This window comes from Paenibacillus polysaccharolyticus (assembly GCF_900102085.1).
GTDB classification, from domain to species: Bacteria; Bacillota; Bacilli; order Paenibacillales; family Paenibacillaceae; genus Paenibacillus; species Paenibacillus polysaccharolyticus.
This window is the reverse complement of sequence record NZ_FMVM01000013.1, coordinates 160,283-178,255: the sequence shown is the minus strand read 5'-3', so window position 1 is coordinate 178,255 and position 17,973 is coordinate 160,283. Positions and strand designations below refer to the sequence as shown.

The window sequence follows — 17,973 nt, the reverse complement described above, 5'->3', positions numbered from 1 at the left end:
CATTAAATCAGACAATCTACAAATAGTTCATCGGATTCACAGCTGTTCCATTATCACGCACTTCAAAGTGCAAGTGAGGCCCAGTTGAGTTCCCTGTATTGCCAGACTCGGCAATCGTATCGCCTTTATTTACCGTATCTCCCTTGCTGACCTTGAATCCACCTTCACGCAAATGGCCGTACAATGACCACAGACCTCCGCCATGATCAATAATAACCGTGTAGCCATAGCCACTATACCATTCAGCCATAATGACAATCCCGCCGGAAGCCGCATGAACGGATGTGCCTACTGGAACGGCAAAATCGACACCTGCATGCAGTTTGCCTACTTCCCCTGTAATCGGGTGAATTCGCGGACCGAACGGTGAAGAAATGCGTCCACCAGACACCGGTCTTGCAAAAATACCGCTACCTGACGAATAAGTTACCTCACTGTTGCCGCTTGAACTTACACGTGTTGGCGCCTTGGCTGCTGCTTTGGCACGTGCCGCAGCTTGGGCCCGAGCTTTGGCTGCAGCTGCGGCCTGTTGCTCACGCAATTTATTTTTCTCCTGTAACAGAGCTGAGCGTTTGCCAGCAATCTGCATCAACACAGCTTCCTGCTCAGCCGTCAACTCTTCGGATTGTTCAATTTTAGCATCATATGAAGCCAGGAGCACCTGCTTTTCTTTCTCTTTATCGTTCAGCTGCGACTTGCGCTGTTTCTTCTGTGAATACAGGCTTTTGGCCTCCGCATATTGTCGGTCCAAATCTGCCTTTTTCTCTACCACAAGTTGCTTGTCCTTTTTATGTTCATCCAAGAGATGCTGATCCTGATCCACAATCGTTTTAAGCGAGTCCGCACGGGTCAGAAAATCGGTAAAGCTGGTGGAAGATAAAAGGACATCAAGGTAGGATACTGCCCCATCCGTATACATCAGGCGTACACGTGACTCTAGCAGTTTTTCTCTTGCGACGATCCGGTCTTCTGCTGCTTGCAGATCTTTTTTCGTTGTACGAAGATCTTCCTCCGTATTTTCAATCTGCAACGATACACTGGCCAGCTCATCACTAACGACATTGATCTGTTCCAAGACAACCTTAAGGTAAGCATTGGTTTTGTTCTTGTAATGTTGCGCTTCCTGTTTATTGGCCGCAGCCTTTTTTTGCTCCTGCTTGGCGGAAGCCGCCTTGCTCTCCAGTTGCTGAATCTGTTGATCAATATCGCTGATGCTATTCTTGGCATATCCGTCAGAAGGTTGAAACGTCATACCGGCCAGTAACATAAAGGCCAGCAGCGAAGCGGTTTTTTTCAAAATGATGATCCCCCATCCTATGAATTCACAAGAAAGCAACCTGCACAGGTGGTGAACAGCATGTTCTTTGCTTTCTTTCATCAAAACAACAGTTGCGTCTTTTCTACATATCGTCAAACAGCGTTCAATAATGAACCTGTTTTTCCATTCTTTTCGACATTTTCTACACTTTGAGCGACTTGCGAATGGACAGTGTACTGCCCAAAATGCCTACGAGCACACCAAGCCCAATCAGTAACGTTCCCATCAGTGGCCAGATTTCGCTGAGTGGAATTAGATTCAGCATCTGCATGAAGACATCCTGACCAATCGTTGACATCAGTTGACTGTATCCGAAGAACAGAACCGCGACCGTGATAACGGAACCGATTAGTCCAATTAACGCCCCTTCAATAAAGAAAGGCCAGCGGATAAAGGTGTTGGTTGCACCCACCAGTTTCATAATGCCAATCTCCCGGCGGCGCGCCAGAATCGTTACGCGAATCGTATTCGAGATCAGGAACATCGACATCAGGCCCAGTCCCCCGACAAAAATAAATCCGATATTACGAACAAGCTTCGTGAATTTGAATAACACATCTACCGTTTCCTTGCCGTAGTTCACTTTCATGATCGGCTTCTCGGCATGTTTCTCGTTCAATGCTTCAATCTTCTGCGCGACAAAATTGACCGTTTCCGGTTCAATTACTTTAACTTCAATCGTATCTGGCAATGGATTGTTATCTACATCGAAACCACCGAGAACATTATCCGCATTTTCGCCTAGACGTTCACGAAATTCTTTTAATCCTTCATCCTTCGGAACAATTCGAATCTCGCTGACTTCAGGCATGGCACTGATCTCCTGACCAATGACATTGCGCAGGTTCTCGTCCACATTCAGCTCCAGAAACGTACTGATCTCTACCTGGCTGTCTACCTGATTGGCCATAGAGTTCACGTTAAGCACAAGCAACATAAACACGCCAAGAATAAACAGAGAGACGATAATCGACATGACGGAGGCCACTGACATCCAGCCATTGCGGAATACGTTCTTGAAGCCCTCCCGCAGATGTCGCAAGAGAGTACTAAAATTCATAACCGTATTCCCCTCTCATCTGATCCCGTACAATCTGTCCGCGTTCAATGGCGATAACCCGTTTACGCATCGTATTAACAATATCTTTGTTGTGTGTTGCCATTACAATCGTTGTGCCCCGGAAATTGATCTCGTCCAGCAGTTGCATAATGCCCCATGACGTCTCCGGGTCCAGATTCCCTGTAGGCTCGTCCGCAATAATGACGGAAGGATTGTTGACAATCGCCCGTGCGATCGCAATCCGTTGCTGTTCCCCGCCGGAGAGTTGTGAAGGTTCGCGGTTGGCCTTGTTGCGTAATCCCACCAGATCGAGCACTTCCATAACCCTTTTCTTGATGTGACGCTTCGGCGCTTCAATAACTTCCATAGCAAATGCCACGTTCTCATATGCTGTCATCTTCGGTAACAGGCGGAAATCCTGAAATACAACACCGATATTACGCCGCACATAAGGAATTTTTCGTGGTTTCAACTTGCCAATATTAAATCCGTTAATGGATATTTGCCCTTTGGTTGGCACTTCTTCTCTGTACATCAATTTCATGAATGTCGATTTGCCTGCACCGGATGGACCAACGATATAGACAAATTCATTGCGGTCGATCTTCACCGACACCCCTTGTAATGCGTGGGTACCATTGGCGTAGGTCTTCCACACGTCCTGCATTTCTATCACATCATCACTTCCTGCTCACATAGTTAGCCATTATGATTTCGACACAATCCCGGCATTTCCTTTAAAAAGACCTGAAATTCATCAGGAAAAATCCATCCTGTCCCTCTTTTGCTGGTGAAGCATGGATTCATATGAAGTTTATTGTAACAAATTTGTTACCTATTGAGTACCCGAAAGTTTTCCACCCTTGGATCATATAGATAGAGAGTGTTACGAATTCCGGAACAACAGAAGCCAAAAGGAGCGTTTGGTTATGAAAAAAATACATGTAACGGTCATCGCCCTGTTCTCCCTGCTCTTGATCGGCTCCGCGTCCTATGGATTGCTCTATATGTACGTAAACCAGCCTACTTTGCCAAAAGGGGTACAGATTAGCGGCTGGGCCATCGATGGCAAACATCGCAAAGAGGTACTGGCAGAACTGCACACTCGCATTCAACAATTACAGGACTGGCCTGTCACACTGGAAGTGACTGAACCAAACCCGATAACGATGTCACATACTGCCGCCGAACTAGGAGTGAGTTACAGTGCAGACAGCTTCAAGGCCGCAGTACAACAGCTGGATGAGGGGAACCTGTGGGAACGCGCGTATGCACGGTATCAATTTCCCCAGACCTTCTCTTTGGATATGAACTACAACGAACAAACCTTTCAACAATTGCTTAGCCCTGCCTGGGAAAAAGAAACCTTCGGTACGCCGACCGAAGCCGTCCGCCGCATCACCGCCAATGATCAAGTGCAGTACATTCCGGAGAAAAGCGTGCGCCGGATTGATTGGAAAACACTTAGCACCCTCATGCAGACCAAGTTGCACAGGGAGCTGAGCGATGTGATGGATGGAGTAAAACCAGAACCCATCCGCATTCTTTTACCTCTATACACCTTGAAACCAGAGGTAACGATCGATTCACTAAAGCAGGAAGGCATCGAGCGAAAAATCATTCAATTTTCCACAGGGCTGGGAAACAGTAGTCAAGGTCGGATACATAACGTCAGCGCGGCGGCTCAGGCCATCAACGGGATGATTTTGCCGCCTGGAGGTGTGTTCGACTATGAAAAGGTGATTCGCAAAGCGGAGAAGGAATATGGTTTTCGGGAAGCACCGGTCATCGTGAATGGCAGGCTGATGCCCGGAATTGGCGGAGGAATCTGTCAGGTATCCAGCACCGTATATAATGCCGCTCTGCTAACGGGGCTGGATATTGTGGAACGGCGTAATCACTCGTTGCCTGTTAAATATATACCGAAAGGGTTAGATGCCACCTTTGCCTCGGGCGCCATTAACTTTCGTTTTCGAAACAGCACCGAGAAATCCCTGTTGATCCATGCCAAGGTGCAAGGCGGGCGCATGGTGGTGAAGTTTTTCGGCACATTCCCCGAGAACGTCAGTTATGCGCTGGAGTCTCGTACGATTGAAACGCTCAGTGTACCTGTAAAGTATGTATCCAGTAACGTGTTACCCGAAGGGGCCCAGCAAGTGCTTCAGAATGGACAGCCCGGGTACATCGTTGAGACGGTACGCACGAAGCGAGTTGATGGCAAAGTCGTTGAAACCAAAACAATCTCACGTGACACCTACAAAGCACAAAGCCGTCTGATTGCCCGCTCAGGTCATATTAGCATGCCTGATCCACAGCAACCTTCCGTGGTGGAGGATGGCATTCGTGAGGGGAATCAGCCTTAAATTCAGGTGGAAATATAAGTTGAAATACATGTTGTTTACACGGAACACTCCAAGGACAGAATAACCTTCCGATCGCTGTTATCCCCGGATTTTTTGGATTCCCTTTTCCAGAGGGGAAAATCCGGGGATAAAGGCGAGCGCTTCGCTTCTTCAGGTTTTTTCTGTCCTCTCCGTTATTGTGTAAATGAAAGTTCAACCTATATATTGAAGTAGGCAAATATAAGTCTTAAAAACCCTCTAAAGAATGAAGTGTAGAAGCAAAAAGCACAAGTCTCATACCCCAATATGGGATATGAGACTTGTGCTTAAGTTCATGATTTGATGAAACCCTCTATAATCATAGTCTGTGTTCGCTTAAATTACATGGAGTTATAACTTAAGACTGATACTAGGTCACTGGTTGAAATAAAGCGGTTTAATCATGGCTTGGCTTCGCTCTCCTCTGCTTTAGTGACCACCTGTATACTCGTGTTGCTCTTCTCCTACAACCATCTTCTCTTTCCCCATGAAGAAGGAAGCGATCAAAGCGAGGGCTGCTGGAATAACCGCCCAGGCAAACAGCTGTACAATGGAAGAGGATAACGCATGTGTGATGGAATCCAGCACCTGTGGAGGAATCCCTTGACGTAGCTCCGGTGATAACAGTGCATGCGGATCGGTCAGATCCATCCCGGCAGGCAGACCACCTGCAGGTGCTCCAGCCGTTGCACCAGCTTCTCCAGCGGCACCAGCCATGCTGTCTGTCATTTTGCGCGTAAACACTTGACTCTGTACAATGCCAAAGATCGTGATGCCCATCGTCATGCCCAAGGAACGCAGAAAGTTCAGCGTTGAACTGGCAGCACCGCGTCTTTGCGGTTCGAAGGCATTCATAGCTGCATTACTAAGTACAGAGAAGGATGCACCGACACCAAGGCCAATCATGACCATGTATACCCGAATTGTCCATAGGGATGAACCTTCATCCAATGTCGTGAGCAACCCCAGACCCACTACAAGCAATGCCAGCGTTGGAATCATAATATTGCGGTATTTCGTTTTGGTCATGAGCACACCGCCCATAGAAGCCGTCACGACGGAACCCAGCATCATAGGCAGAAGGACAAGACCCGAGTTGGTTGCTTTACCACCGAGTACGCCCTGGATGAAAATCGGGATATATACCGATGCCGTAATAAACGCAGCGCCACTGAACATGGCAATGACGTTACTTGACCAGTACACCCGCTTGCGGAACATACCGAATGAAATAATTGGCTCTTTGGCCTTCGTTTCTGCATACAAGAAAATCAACGCCAGCACGATAAATCCGGCAAACAGCCCCAAGATCTGTGCAGAGTCCCAAGCAAACGTCTTGCCACCCAGCTCCAGCGCAAAGATCAGGCAAACCACAGCACCGATAAGTGTAATGGCACCCAGCCAGTCAATCTGCTGTGACTGATGCTGGTGAGATTCCTTATAGAAAAATGCGATAAACAGAAATGCAATCAAACCGAGCGGCAGATTGATGTAAAACACCCATTCCCATGTGGCATACTCTGTAATGTACGCACCTAGAAGCGGCCCGAATACACTCGAAAGACCGAACACTGCCCCAAACAGACCACCCAGCTTCCCCCGCGATTCAGGCGCAACGACATCAAACATAATCGTGAACGCAATCGGCACCAGTGCTCCTGCACCAATCCCTTGAATTGCTCTGTACATCGTCAGTTCCACGATGGATGTCGCAGTTCCACACAAAGCGGAGCCAAGCATAAATACGATGATCCCGAAGACAAAAAACTTTTTACGTCCATACATATCCGACAGTTTACCGAAAATCGGCATACCTGCCATCTCAGCCACCATGTAGGCAGAAGTTACCCAGACGAACTTGTCGAGCCCGCCGAGCTTACCCACAATATCCCCCATGGCCGTAGCCACAATGGTATTATCCATAGAGGCCATTAAGATGCTGAGCAGCAAACCTGCCAGCACAAATCCAATTTTATTGTTACGCGCAGCCATTGTTGTTAATCTCTCCATTCCCGTTCTATTCATATGACTGCATTAGTATATCCGAAAAGAAGTAACAAGCAATCAGTCCAAGGACCGATTGCTTTATGGCAAAACCTTCTACCTTGGGGGGATAACCATAAGTTCTACTTTTATAAGATTATACGAGCCGTCTCTTGCATCTTGCCTCTTGGCTAAATTCGCTCGCTGTTGCCCACCTTCGCTTCCGGATCAACGGATAGTTCGCCAGAGTACTCCACAAACCGGATATTACAGCCGCGCCCAATATGGACTCGACTCCCTCGAACCGTATCCGCTTCGGTATCTTCCAGTACAATCTCATCGCCCTCGATCAATTGAGCCCTGAAGGATGGCGCACCGCCCAATCCGAGCGCTTTCCATAATCCGCTGCGTTCCTTGCGCCGAATATCGATACGCTCACCGCCTACTTCTCTTGCTGAAGAGGACGTGTATAAACGAATCTCCACACTGTCCGCATTAAGTAGTCCGCCCACTTTAATATTGCCCTGAACGTTGATCACTTCACCCTGCACATCTCCATCAATCGTCGCCATACCACCGATATCAATACGCTCACTGTCCACTCTACCGCGCACATTACACTTTCCGTTCACAGTAAACTCAGGCGTAGATAAGTCTCCATTAATCGTGGTCATGCCATCCACACGTACCCGATTGCTGACCAATGGACCATTAATGGTACACATTCCGTTAACCATCGTACTCTCGGCACGCGCTGCACCATGAACTCCCAATGTTCCATTGACATCTAGAGATTGGGTCCGCAGTTCTCCCTCCACTTTGGCCATTCCGTTGATCGTTGTGCTCTCGGAGACGAGGGAACCGTAGATTTTCAGCGTCCCGTTAACGCTTAGGGAGGAACAATCCAGATCACCATCCAGTTTAGCCATACCGTCAATATTCACTCGGTGATAAGAACCGCCTGTTGTTTTGCGAGAGCCTGTGACATTCAAATCATTTCTTAAGTGACGTTCTTCCATTCGTAAAATCCCCCTCAGCCCAATTTAAGTTTCAATTCTTCCATGAACGTTGCAAGCGGAATGCGAAGTACCACTTTTACCCCTTGATCAAAATAAAGTTCAGCTCCCGAGTTCACCACCATAAAGGCAGGTACGCCCATCTTGCGAATAAGCAGCAATTCACTAGCACGGTCACGAAACCGGTAATAGTGTTCAGACATTACATCAATCAGGAGTAACCCCTCCTGCTGAGTGATATCCCCGCTGAGAAGCAGCTTTTCAAGCACATAAAGCATCATAATCTGTTCGAGACCATATAATGACTGCTGGCGACCAGCCTCGTTTAACAGATCAAGCGAAGCTAGTGAAACAATGTTTCGATCCAGCAGTTGTTGGTCTGACATCTCCACCTCACCAAGTGTTGGCGAGAACACATCTGCCAGTTCATCCAGCGACAACCCGTCTTTCATATGAACAATCTTGTCGATCCGCTGTAAAATCTGCTGTTTAGGAAAAAATGTTTCCTGTCCCGTAAAAGAAGACTTTCGAATAAACCACTCCTCAGGAATCAGGTTTTTTCGTTTCCAACGATATAATTGACCGTATGAAATGCCTGTCAGGTCAAGTAGCTCTTTTTTGGAGATCAAATCATCCGTCAATTTCAGGACCCCCTTTTCATTAAAGTTAGTGTAACAAAACATTGTTACGTTGTAAAGATACGAGGGTCATATGTGATGAAATAATCTATTCTTTGTTTATTTATTTCTTTGTTTTGTCCAGAATATGGATTATACAAAGATTATTTACGCAGATATCGAATACGTTTTATAACCTATCATTGCGTTTACTTTATTTTGGGTATAACCTTGGAATATAAGCTGATATATTTCAGTTTTCTCACCTTTTCCATGGCATAATAACATCCTTATTCGACTTCCATTTATGAAAGGGGTTACTTTTCGGTATGGCACTCATTAAATGTGATTTCTACTCAGATGCCCTCGGATTAAGTACAAGCATGCATGTGATTCTGCCACAGCAGACCCACAATCAGATCGGAATGGAAAACGTCACTGGTTCTGGTCTGCACCCAACCCTGTATTTGCTTCACGGGATGTCCGATGACGATTCCATCTGGCTACGCCGCACTTCGATTGAACGTTATGTCGCTTCACTCGGAATTGCGGTCGTTATGCCTCAGGTTCATCGCAGTTTCTACACGGACATGGCAGAGGGAGGACAATACTGGACATTCATTAGTGAGGAATTGCCTAAACTCGCGCGCTCCTTCTTCCCGCTGTCACCGAAACGCGAAGATAATTTCGTTGCTGGCCTATCCATGGGCGGATACGGTGCCTTCAAGCTGGCTCTGCGAAAACCGGATCAATACGCTGCGGCGGCAAGTCTTTCGGGTGCTCTTGACATGGCCGCTCATTTGAGCAACGACGCCCCATCCGCTTTACGGCAGGCCGAACTGTTACGTATCTTCGGGCCTCAATTTGCAGGCTCAGAGAACGATTTAATCCATTTGCTCCAGGAGAGTAAACATAACCCGGCTCCACGACCACTCCTCTATCAATGCTGTGGAACAGAGGATTTTCTGTATGAAGATAATCAGACATTCCGTAAAGCCTGCGCCGAGACAGACTTCAAGTTAACTTATGAGGAAGAACCCGGGGAACATGAATGGGGTTACTGGGACATGAAAATTCAGAATGTGTTGAAGTGGTTACCACTGTCTAAAAGAGACTGAGGCACATAAGAGAGGCCTCCCTCTCCTGTATTAATTGCCAACTAAAAAAGCAGGCTTAAAGTGGACTGAGCCTCCTCGGTTAATTTAACTAACCTGGGGGTACAGTTTATCTCAGCCTGCTTGTAATCATATTAGGTCACTCTATCAATACGCCGCTTTTCCTTCTTCTGGTAGCAACGCTTTGATCCGAAAGGCCATCCGAAGACGCAATGTCTCCTCCGGGTCTTTCAGGCTACGACCGATAATCTCTTCGCATTTTTCCAGTCGATAAATTACAGTATTCCGGTGAATATAAAGCCGCTTTGCCGTCTCGGCAAGATGACAATGCGTTTCCAGATATACAGACAATGTATGAAGCAACATATGGTGATCCTTAAGTGTCTCATCTTCGAATCCTTGCATCGTATCCACATAAAATTTTCTCAGATGATCATGGGGGATCAAACGCAAAATTTCAGATACTTCCTTCGGCTGATACATTTCGATAAAGCGTATTTTTCCCGATATACTCCCGAAATAGAGAGCTTCATTCGCCTCTTTAAAAGATAAAGGAATCTGGCTAAGTGGCTGGGCATAACTGCTAAGACCAAATGACAGCTCCGATTCGTAATACATGGCAATTTTACGTTGCAGACGTTCCAGTAACTCGATAAAGGAAGGTTTGACCATCTCCCACTCTTCAACCAGCGGCATAAGTAGCACATAGGATCGGTCATGGGTGAACAAATATATAGGATGGCGGAAGTGTGCTAACTCCCCTTGAAGATGTTCAGCAATCTGATCCTGTTCTGCCTTATACTGCATGAATGACGTCGCTCGATCCTTGCTATTCAGCTTGCCGACTACACAAAGGTATCGTTGATCGCTGGACAGTCCGAATTCCCTTGCCCGGTTTGCAATCTCCTCGTTGCTCGAGAAGACCCCTCCAATAAAGTTAGTAAAAAACTCATTCTGGATCCGGCGCCGATTCTGCTTCAATGCATTATCCTTCATTAATTCAAACGCAATCACATTCGTTGCCTGTTCAATGGTCAGAATGCTTGAACGTTCAGCAGGTGATATGAAACCGGTAATACACAGGAAATGCACTTGTCTATGGGTGTATACGGGAAATAATGTTAACGTTTCACGTTCCTCACCTAACAAGGAAAATGCCGAGAACACGGAAGGCGCTACATGAATTTGACCACCGCCAGATAATAACATCTCCAGTTGTACAACCGTTTTAGCAGGAACTCGGCCGAAGATTGGCTGCAGATACGGCCCGAGCAAATATACAGGAAATCGCAGCAAAGCAGATAATTGATCAAGCAGCTTAGGTATACCTTGACCGCTCATAATTTGTTGGGTGAACTGGCGATGGGTCTGTATGGCATTATGCAACTCCGTTGTTCGCACATCGAGGATATGGCTCAGCGATTTGTTGACAATATCACCTAGCGAAGGATCAACAGGCAGTTCCACCAGAGGCAGATCCAACTCGTTTGCCAGCTGAACTGCGGATTCAGGAATGTTGCCGAGAAATCTTTTGCTTTTGATACCCAGTCCTGCACATTCCTGTTGCCCCATCTCACGAATCAGTTCAAGCAGAGCCGGCAGGTCATCCTTGAAATGAAAAGCCGTCGTAATCAGTAACTCATTTCTTTTCAAGTACGGAATAATATCAGGAGCATCCATCATATTGACGGTATGAACCTCCCGATTCAAACCACCACTTCCCCCTACCACGATTGTGCCGTTGAATACACCCAGCTTCAGCAGGTCACTCATTTTCATCCTTCTCCACCCCTATGGTTAACATGCACAACGAATTCAGCTATTCTTCTACATTTTCGTGAATGCTTTTTAATTTTTTTTATTTTACGATGAATTAAACGCAATGCCAAGTTAATTAATCTAACATCGGTCGGAAAGCTAGCGTTGCCGGAATGGGGGATACTGCACTTGATGATTGAACAACCAAAACCATCTGCCTTGTCTAAGCAGATCGAAGAGATGGTCGAATGGCTGGCTTCGTACGGAAAAGACAACAGCGGCGGTGTAACCCGTTTGCTCTATGACCCGGCTTGGAGCGCAGCTCAGAAGGCGATTCAAGCTAAAATAGAACAACTTGGTTTATCCGCACGCTATGACGATGTCGGCAATTTGTTTGGTCGGCTCTCTGGACGTAATCCTGAAGCAAACGTAGTGTTAACCGGGTCTCATGTCGACACCGTGATCGGCGGTGGCAAATATGACGGAGCCTATGGGATCATTGCAGCACTCATTGCTGTGGAACATTTGCTCACACATTATGGTCAGCCACTCAAACCTATTGAAGTGGTATCGTTGTGTGAAGAAGAAGGCAGTCGTTTCCCAATGACTTATTGGGGCTCAGGCAACATAACGGGAGTAAAAGAGCGCGAGGCCATCCACCACATCAACGATGTAAACGGAATCCCCTTCGAACAGGCCATGCACGAGGCAGGATTCGGACTCGGACTTCATGCTCAGCCAACACGCAAAGACCTGGAATGTTTTATTGAACTGCACATCGAACAAGGCCAGGTGCTTGAACGCGAAGAGAAATCAATCGGCATCGTCAGTCACATCGTGGGGCAACGCCGTTATAACATTACGGTATACGGTGAGAGCAACCATGCCGGGACAACACCTATGCAGTGGCGTCGTGATGCGATGTTTACTTCAGCCGAGTTGATCCGAATATTGATGCATCGGGCCAAAGCCCATGAGTCTGGACTTGTCGCCACCGTTGGACGCATGGAAGTTAAACCGAATGTAGGTAATGTCATTGCACGCGAGGTCACCTTTAGCCTGGATGTTCGTCACAGTGATGCCAAGATCATTGAGCAATTTTGCGAGGCATGCTTCAGTGACTTCGAGACCGTCGCCTCTGAACATGGAACAACGGTCGCTTGCCATAAGTGGATGGATGAACCTCCCGTTGCGATGGATTGCACGTTAAACCAAACGGCTGAGGACATTTTAAAAAGCGAAGGTATTTCATACAAAAGAATGACAAGTGGCGCAGGACATGACTCACAGATTTTCGGCACGTATTGTGCAACAGGATTATTATTCGTTCCAAGCCAGGGCGGCATTAGCCACTCCCCTGCTGAATTCACCCATACGGAAGATTTGCAGCGCGGAGTTCGCCTGTTAATCGACCTGTTATATAAGCTGGCATATTGAATGAACAACTAGAACCAGGAGGCGATGACGAGATGACACAGTACCGGGAAATTCATGCACCTTTGAGAACCATTATGACCCCAGGACCAGTCGAGGTTGACCCGAGAGTTTTAAGAGCCATGGCAACACCCATTCTGGGCCAATTCGATCCGGAATTCACCCGAATGATGAACGAAACGATGGACATGTTGCGGCAGACATTCCAAACGACGAACCAGTGGGCCTTTCCGGTTGATGGCACTTCACGTTCCGGTCTGGAAGCCGTGCTGTGCAGCCTGATCGAGCCAGGGGACAAAGTGCTTGTTCCTATCTTCGGACGCTTCGGACATCTGCTGACTGAAATTGCCGAACGTCACGGCGCAGAACTCCATCTCATGGAATGCCCATGGGGAGAAGTATTCGACCAACAAGCAGTAATCGATGAGGTAAAACGAGTTCAGCCGAAAATTTTAGCCATCGTACATGGCGAGACTTCAACAGGTTGCATGCAGCCACTGGACCAGATCGGTCCAGCTTGCCGAGAACTTGGTGTATTAACGGTCGTTGATGCTGTTGCTTCCATTGGCGGCGCCCACGTCAAAGTAGATGAATGGCAACTCGATGCCGTGATTGGCGGCACCCAAAAGTGCATATCCGTCCCTTCTGGCATGGCTCCTGTAACTTACAACGAGCGGGTTGAACGCATTCTGGCAAGTCGGAAAAAAGTAGAACGTGGTGTTGCACTTGAGAGTGATCGCCGGGATGTCGCACATCCAATCCGCAGTAATTACTTTGATCTGAGCCAGTTGCAAGATTACTGGGGGCCACGACGGCTGAATCATCATACAGAGGCAACATCCATGCTGTACGCACTGCGTGAAGGCTTGCGCATCCTGCTGGAAGAAGGACTTGAAACACGCTTCGAACGTCATCGATTGCATGAAAAAGCACTGATGGCAGGTATACGAGGCATGGGTCTGGAGCTGTTCAACGATAAAGCATGGAAGCTTCCAGTCGTCACCTGTGTGAAAATTCCTGCAGGTATTGATGGCGAGTCTGTACGAACTACACTTCTGACCCAGTTCGGCATTGAGATCGCTAGCTCATTCGGACCGTTGCATGGACAGATCTGGAGAATCGGCACCATGGGTTACAGTTGTCGGAAAGAAAACGTACTATTCGTCCTATCCGCTCTGGAAGCTGTGTTAATCCGGCATAAAGCTCCGATTGTGATCGGACGCGGGGTGCAAGAGGCCCTTGACGTTTACGAGCAAGCAGAATAAAGCGCCGAGGGATTTAAACATCGCATAGGAGCACTGTTATTGGTCAATTAGAATCAAGGCTATTTATTAATATTGAAAGGATTCCGGGAACTGCCGGAATCCTTTTGTACAATTCAGACTTCGTTAAGATACATCAACTGCATCATGGATTACCTATGTGCACGGGAAACATTCTCAACGAGGCTCCACACGGAAGGTGACACATGCTTAAAATCAACTGGCTCCGCTCCGGTCTGGGCGGGCTGCAATGGCTGTTTTTCTTATTTACCAATACGGTAGTTATACCTATTACAGTTGGGGCGGCATTTGCATTGCCACAGGAACGAATTCAATTTCTGATCCAGTGTTCATTCATCCTCACCGGAATCGCATGTGCTGTACAAGCATGGCTTGGACATCAAAGATCCGTCATGGAAGGACAGTCGGGGTTATGGTGGGGTGTCATCCTGAGCCTTAGCGCATCCGCCCCCTCCCTTGGTATATCCTTGACGGAACTCGGGGGTAGTCTCGCCGTCGGCATTCTGATCTCGGGTGTGATCACAATCCTGATTGGCTTATGCGGTCTGGCTACGCCTTTATCGAAATTATTTACACCAGGAGTCATGGCTGTATTTATGTTCTTACTTGGTTGCCGACTGAATATCATTTTTCTCGAAGGTATGCTTGGTATTTCATCAGGCTCTTCCGACAAGGCGAACGTTATCCAACCTGCCGTCTTCCTACTAGCCGCAGCAGTGGCTGTTTTGGTTGCTGTCTTATCCATAAAAGCACGGCCAGCCATAGCGCAGTATGCTTTGCTGATTGGTATTTTGGGCGGCTGGGCATTACATGTATTTATCTTCGGCAGCTCTGGGGGAACATCCAATTCAGGAACACTCGATGCAGTCTGGTTCCCGCTTGGGGAACCTACGGGTGGATTGAACACTGGCGTAATCGCGATCGCCGTGATTGCCGGTTTAATCAACACTTCAAACACATTTGGTGCCCTGAAAGGTACGGATGCTATCTATGAACACGAAGCGGCCAGCAGCCAGTATAAACGTTCTTTTACAATCAGTGGCATCCTTGCAGTGATATCAGGTGCGCTCGGACTCGTTCCATACGCTCCATATGTTAGTTCTGTCGGCTTTCTCCAACAAACCCGTATGCGAGAAAGACTTCCGTTTGTTATTGGGGGTCTGATGTTTGCAGCTATCGGCCTGATTCCAGCCGTCACCGGTTTACTGACACAACTTCCGCTCAGTATCGGAAGCGCTATACTATTCGTGACATACCTTCGCCTGTTAGGTTCTTCACTCCAGTATTTCGGACAGCTTCATATGGATGCGGCAAACCTCTACCGGACGGCTGCGCCATTATTCATAGGTATTATCGTTATGGGATTACCGTCGGAAATTTTTACAACATTACCCCCATTGCTACGTCCACTGCTCGGAAACGGGCTTTTGGTAGGTATTTTACTGGCTTTGTTATTGAACCAAGTCCACTCCCGCTCCTCCCTGAGTGCACTAAGCCCTAGTATAAGAACGAAAGGGGAATAACTAATGAATCATTCAAATCAGGAACAGACAGAAACATCTGCAATGAAAACGGGTCCAAAAAAAACAACCGATGCGCTCCAGCCTAATCACTGGGGGGCATACGTTAATGCAGACATCAGACTGCCAGCTAATCAAGCTGGCTCACTAAGTGGACTAACCTTTGCAGTCAAAGATGTTTTCAATATTCAGGGAGAAACAAGCGGAGCAGGCAATCCGGATTGGCTTCGCACACATGATCCTGCAACCTCTACTGCCCCTGCATTGCTTACCCTGCTGGAGAATGGCGCAATTCTCGAAGGCTCAACACAGACAGATGAATTGATGTACAGTCTGAATGGGGAAAATGCTCACTACGGCACACCAACCAATCCCCTCGCTTCGGATCGGATTCCAGGCGGTTCATCGAGTGGGTCTGCCGTTGCAGCAGCGGCGGGACTGGTCGATTTCGCCATCGGAACGGATACGGGTGGGTCCGTACGCATCCCCTCTTCGTATTGCGGACTATACGGCTTCCGCCCAACGCATGGAGCTGTATCGACAGAGGGGGTCATTCCTCTTGCACATAGCTTTGATACAGTTGGCTGGATGAGTCAGGATGTAACTATTTTACGCAACGTAGGCAACGCGCTACTGAAAAAAAAGCTTCTTTTGAAGGAAAATGGATCAGAAATTACAACTGAATTAGATACGAAGCCGTTCACTCAGTTCTTCATAGCGACAGAAGCATGGGAGCTGCCAGAAGCTGAAGATTGTTCGCTTTTGCTCTCAACATTACACGGAATTGAGGGATGGCAGCCGGAAGGTTATCAATGCATTAATCTAACCGAACCCGGCGAGAGCTTGGCAGACTGGTCAGCGGCGTTCCGTGTTCTTCAAGGGCTGGAAATTGCGCACGAACACAGCGACTGGCTGACAAAAGAACGCCCGACATTTGGCCCAGGAATCGCAGAACGTTTTGAGTGGGCTTGCTCCCTTGAAAAGTCTGCTAGCGAGGCCGAAGTGAAGTTGCGCGCTCGCGTACGGCGTAACCTCGTTGACTTGTTAGGAGAAGAGGGTCTGCTTGCCATTCCAACCGCACCGGGCCCGGCTCCCCTTCTGGGATTGAAAGGTCCTGAAGCAGAAGCTTACCGTGCCAAAACAATGCAACTCTCCTGTATCGCCGGCCTTTCCGGCCTGCCCCAGGTTACAGTTCCAGTTCACCGTCTCGATGGACTGCCCCTCGGGTTATCTTTTATCGGTGGTACGAACACAGATCTTAGGTTATTGCATTGGACGGCAAAACAGTTTGCGGAAGAGGTGTGCCGATGAAACTTGTAACGATTGAAGATAAAGGGCGAGAACAAGTGGCATTTTGGACGGATCGAGGCATTACTCCACTGGCTTGGCTGAACGAGCAATTCGGCACAAGCTGGGATACAGATCTGTTTACTTTGCTGCAAAAAAATCAATTCACCGCACTACGTAACTGGTACTGCAATGAACACGGACAACTTGCTTCACTGGCTTCTCTGCCCGCCAGTGACGTATCCTATCGTGCGCTATATCGCCGTCCAAGGAAAATCATTGGTGTAGGCATGAACTATTGGGACAAAGCCATCGAACTATCTGGACGCCCACCCGAAGATGAACCTGTTATCTTTCTCAAACCTGATTCATCCCTGATCGGCTCCGGGGAAATGATTCGTCTGCCTGTTGGAGCGGGACAGATCACCGCTGAGGCAGAACTCGCGATTGTCATCGGACAAACATGCAAAGGCATTGGTGAGGAGCAGGCAATGGACGTTATAGCAGGTTACACGACCTCACTTGATATGACTGCCAAGGATATTCATGCCCGCAACCCCCGGTTTATGCAGCGTGCCAAAAGTTTTGACACATTCCTAAGCCTTGGCTCTTCTCTCTCAACGCCTGAAGAATACGAAAATTTGAACGAACTTGAGATTCAAACGGTGCACAATGGTCATGTTGCCCACAGCAATACCGTTAATCATATGATCTTTTCTCCTGCGTACCTGATTTCTTTTCTGTCGAACGTGATGACACTTCATCCGGGTGATGTCATCTTAACAGGCACCCCGGGATCAGTCACCATTCAACCAGGCGATGTGGTTAGCTGTCAGATTGATGGACTTCGGAAACTAGATAATAGGATAGAGAGCGAAACCCGAACATTGTAAGATGTTTTGAACACAAAAATGCGTTTTTTACACCATTTCATCCTAACATCACATACCACGTCATATTTTTTCATACAAATTCAACAGAAATTACGAGAACAATCTACGTTTTTGTCAATGAATTGTACAAACAAGATGATAAAATAAGAGATACAAAGAACAAGTAAGGATACATAACATTATTAAGTTATTTTATCTTACATGTTTTATATCATCTGTGGTGTGCAGACAGGAATGGATGGAACGACTCGTTAATTCAGAGATCAACCAGCCTTGCGGCACCCCATATCAAAGAGGAGTGGGGCAGA

General features: G+C 47.5%; 14 protein-coding genes. 7 read left to right on the top strand and 7 right to left on the bottom strand.

Annotated features, from left to right (window positions below; genetic code table 11):
- Positions 1 to 16: 16 nt before the first annotated feature.
- The 3 genes from BLQ13_RS19000 to ftsE form a co-directional block, all read right to left on the bottom strand.
- The gene (locus BLQ13_RS19000; RefSeq protein ID WP_090922998.1) at positions 17 to 1,297 is read right to left on the bottom strand and encodes a murein hydrolase activator EnvC family protein; all 1,281 of its coding nucleotides are present in this window, start codon (positions 1,295 to 1,297) and stop codon (positions 17 to 19) included.
- Between the two features lie 163 nt (positions 1,298 to 1,460).
- Complete coding sequence (gene ftsX / locus BLQ13_RS18995; RefSeq protein WP_090922996.1) at positions 1,461 to 2,378, bottom strand: permease-like cell division protein FtsX; 918 nt, start codon at positions 2,376 to 2,378, stop codon at positions 1,461 to 1,463.
- Positions 2,368 to 3,054: a cell division ATP-binding protein FtsE gene (gene ftsE / locus BLQ13_RS18990; protein ID WP_090922994.1), complete on the bottom strand. Its 687-nt coding sequence runs from the start codon at positions 3,052 to 3,054 to the stop codon at positions 2,368 to 2,370. The genes ftsX and ftsE overlap by 11 nt, the downstream gene beginning before the upstream one ends.
- Positions 3,055 to 3,307: 253 nt before the next feature.
- Here ftsE and BLQ13_RS18985 point away from each other — a divergent pair, with 253 nt between their 5' ends.
- Entirely contained in the window at positions 3,308 to 4,741 is a 1,434-nt protein-coding gene (locus BLQ13_RS18985) for a VanW family protein (RefSeq protein WP_090922992.1), read from the top strand.
- Positions 4,742 to 5,188: 447 nt separating this feature from the next.
- On the opposite strand, the gene BLQ13_RS18980 is transcribed toward BLQ13_RS18985, so the two are convergent.
- The 3 genes from BLQ13_RS18980 to BLQ13_RS18970 form a co-directional block, all read right to left on the bottom strand.
- Positions 5,189 to 6,751 carry an MDR family MFS transporter gene (locus tag BLQ13_RS18980; RefSeq protein ID WP_090922991.1) on the bottom strand — a complete coding sequence of 521 codons (1,563 nt, stop codon included), beginning with the start codon at positions 6,749 to 6,751 and terminating at the stop codon, positions 5,189 to 5,191.
- A gap of 182 nt (positions 6,752 to 6,933) precedes the next feature.
- On the bottom strand, positions 6,934 to 7,761 hold the full coding sequence (locus BLQ13_RS18975; protein ID WP_090922989.1) for a polymer-forming cytoskeletal protein: 828 nt from the start codon (positions 7,759 to 7,761) through the stop codon (positions 6,934 to 6,936).
- A 14-nt stretch (positions 7,762 to 7,775) separates the two neighbouring features.
- Positions 7,776 to 8,399 (bottom strand): YhbD family protein, encoded by a 624-nt coding sequence (locus tag BLQ13_RS18970; RefSeq protein WP_090922987.1) that lies wholly within the window; start codon positions 8,397 to 8,399, stop codon positions 7,776 to 7,778.
- A gap of 305 nt (positions 8,400 to 8,704) precedes the next feature.
- Here BLQ13_RS18970 and BLQ13_RS18965 point away from each other — a divergent pair, with 305 nt between their 5' ends.
- The gene (locus BLQ13_RS18965) at positions 8,705 to 9,493 is read left to right on the top strand and encodes an alpha/beta hydrolase (protein WP_090922985.1); all 789 of its coding nucleotides are present in this window, start codon (positions 8,705 to 8,707) and stop codon (positions 9,491 to 9,493) included.
- 144 nt (positions 9,494 to 9,637) lie between these two features.
- Here BLQ13_RS18965 and BLQ13_RS18960 read toward each other — a convergent pair whose 3' ends face one another.
- Positions 9,638 to 11,269, bottom strand: a complete 1,632-nt coding sequence (locus tag BLQ13_RS18960; protein ID WP_090922983.1) for a PucR family transcriptional regulator — start codon at positions 11,267 to 11,269, stop codon at positions 9,638 to 9,640.
- Between the two features lie 171 nt (positions 11,270 to 11,440).
- Here BLQ13_RS18960 and allC point away from each other — a divergent pair, with 171 nt between their 5' ends.
- The 5 genes from allC to BLQ13_RS18935 all read left to right on the top strand — a co-directional run bounded on the left by allC (position 11,441) and on the right by BLQ13_RS18935 (position 17,665).
- Positions 11,441 to 12,685 carry an allantoate deiminase gene (allC, locus tag BLQ13_RS18955; RefSeq protein ID WP_090922981.1) on the top strand — a complete coding sequence of 415 codons (1,245 nt, stop codon included), beginning with the start codon at positions 11,441 to 11,443 and terminating at the stop codon, positions 12,683 to 12,685.
- Between the two features lie 32 nt (positions 12,686 to 12,717).
- Positions 12,718 to 13,947, top strand: coding sequence for a pyridoxal-phosphate-dependent aminotransferase family protein (locus BLQ13_RS18950; protein ID WP_090922979.1), 1,230 nt, complete (start codon positions 12,718 to 12,720; stop codon positions 13,945 to 13,947).
- Between the two features lie 203 nt (positions 13,948 to 14,150).
- Positions 14,151 to 15,488, top strand: coding sequence for a uracil/xanthine transporter (locus BLQ13_RS18945; protein WP_090922977.1), 1,338 nt, complete (start codon positions 14,151 to 14,153; stop codon positions 15,486 to 15,488).
- A gap of 42 nt (positions 15,489 to 15,530) precedes the next feature.
- Entirely contained in the window at positions 15,531 to 16,796 is a 1,266-nt protein-coding gene (locus tag BLQ13_RS18940) for an amidase (RefSeq protein ID WP_090923079.1), read from the top strand.
- Complete coding sequence (locus BLQ13_RS18935) at positions 16,793 to 17,665, top strand: fumarylacetoacetate hydrolase family protein (protein ID WP_090922974.1); 873 nt, start codon at positions 16,793 to 16,795, stop codon at positions 17,663 to 17,665. The genes BLQ13_RS18940 and BLQ13_RS18935 overlap by 4 nt, the downstream gene beginning before the upstream one ends.
- Positions 17,666 to 17,973 lie beyond the last annotated feature (308 nt).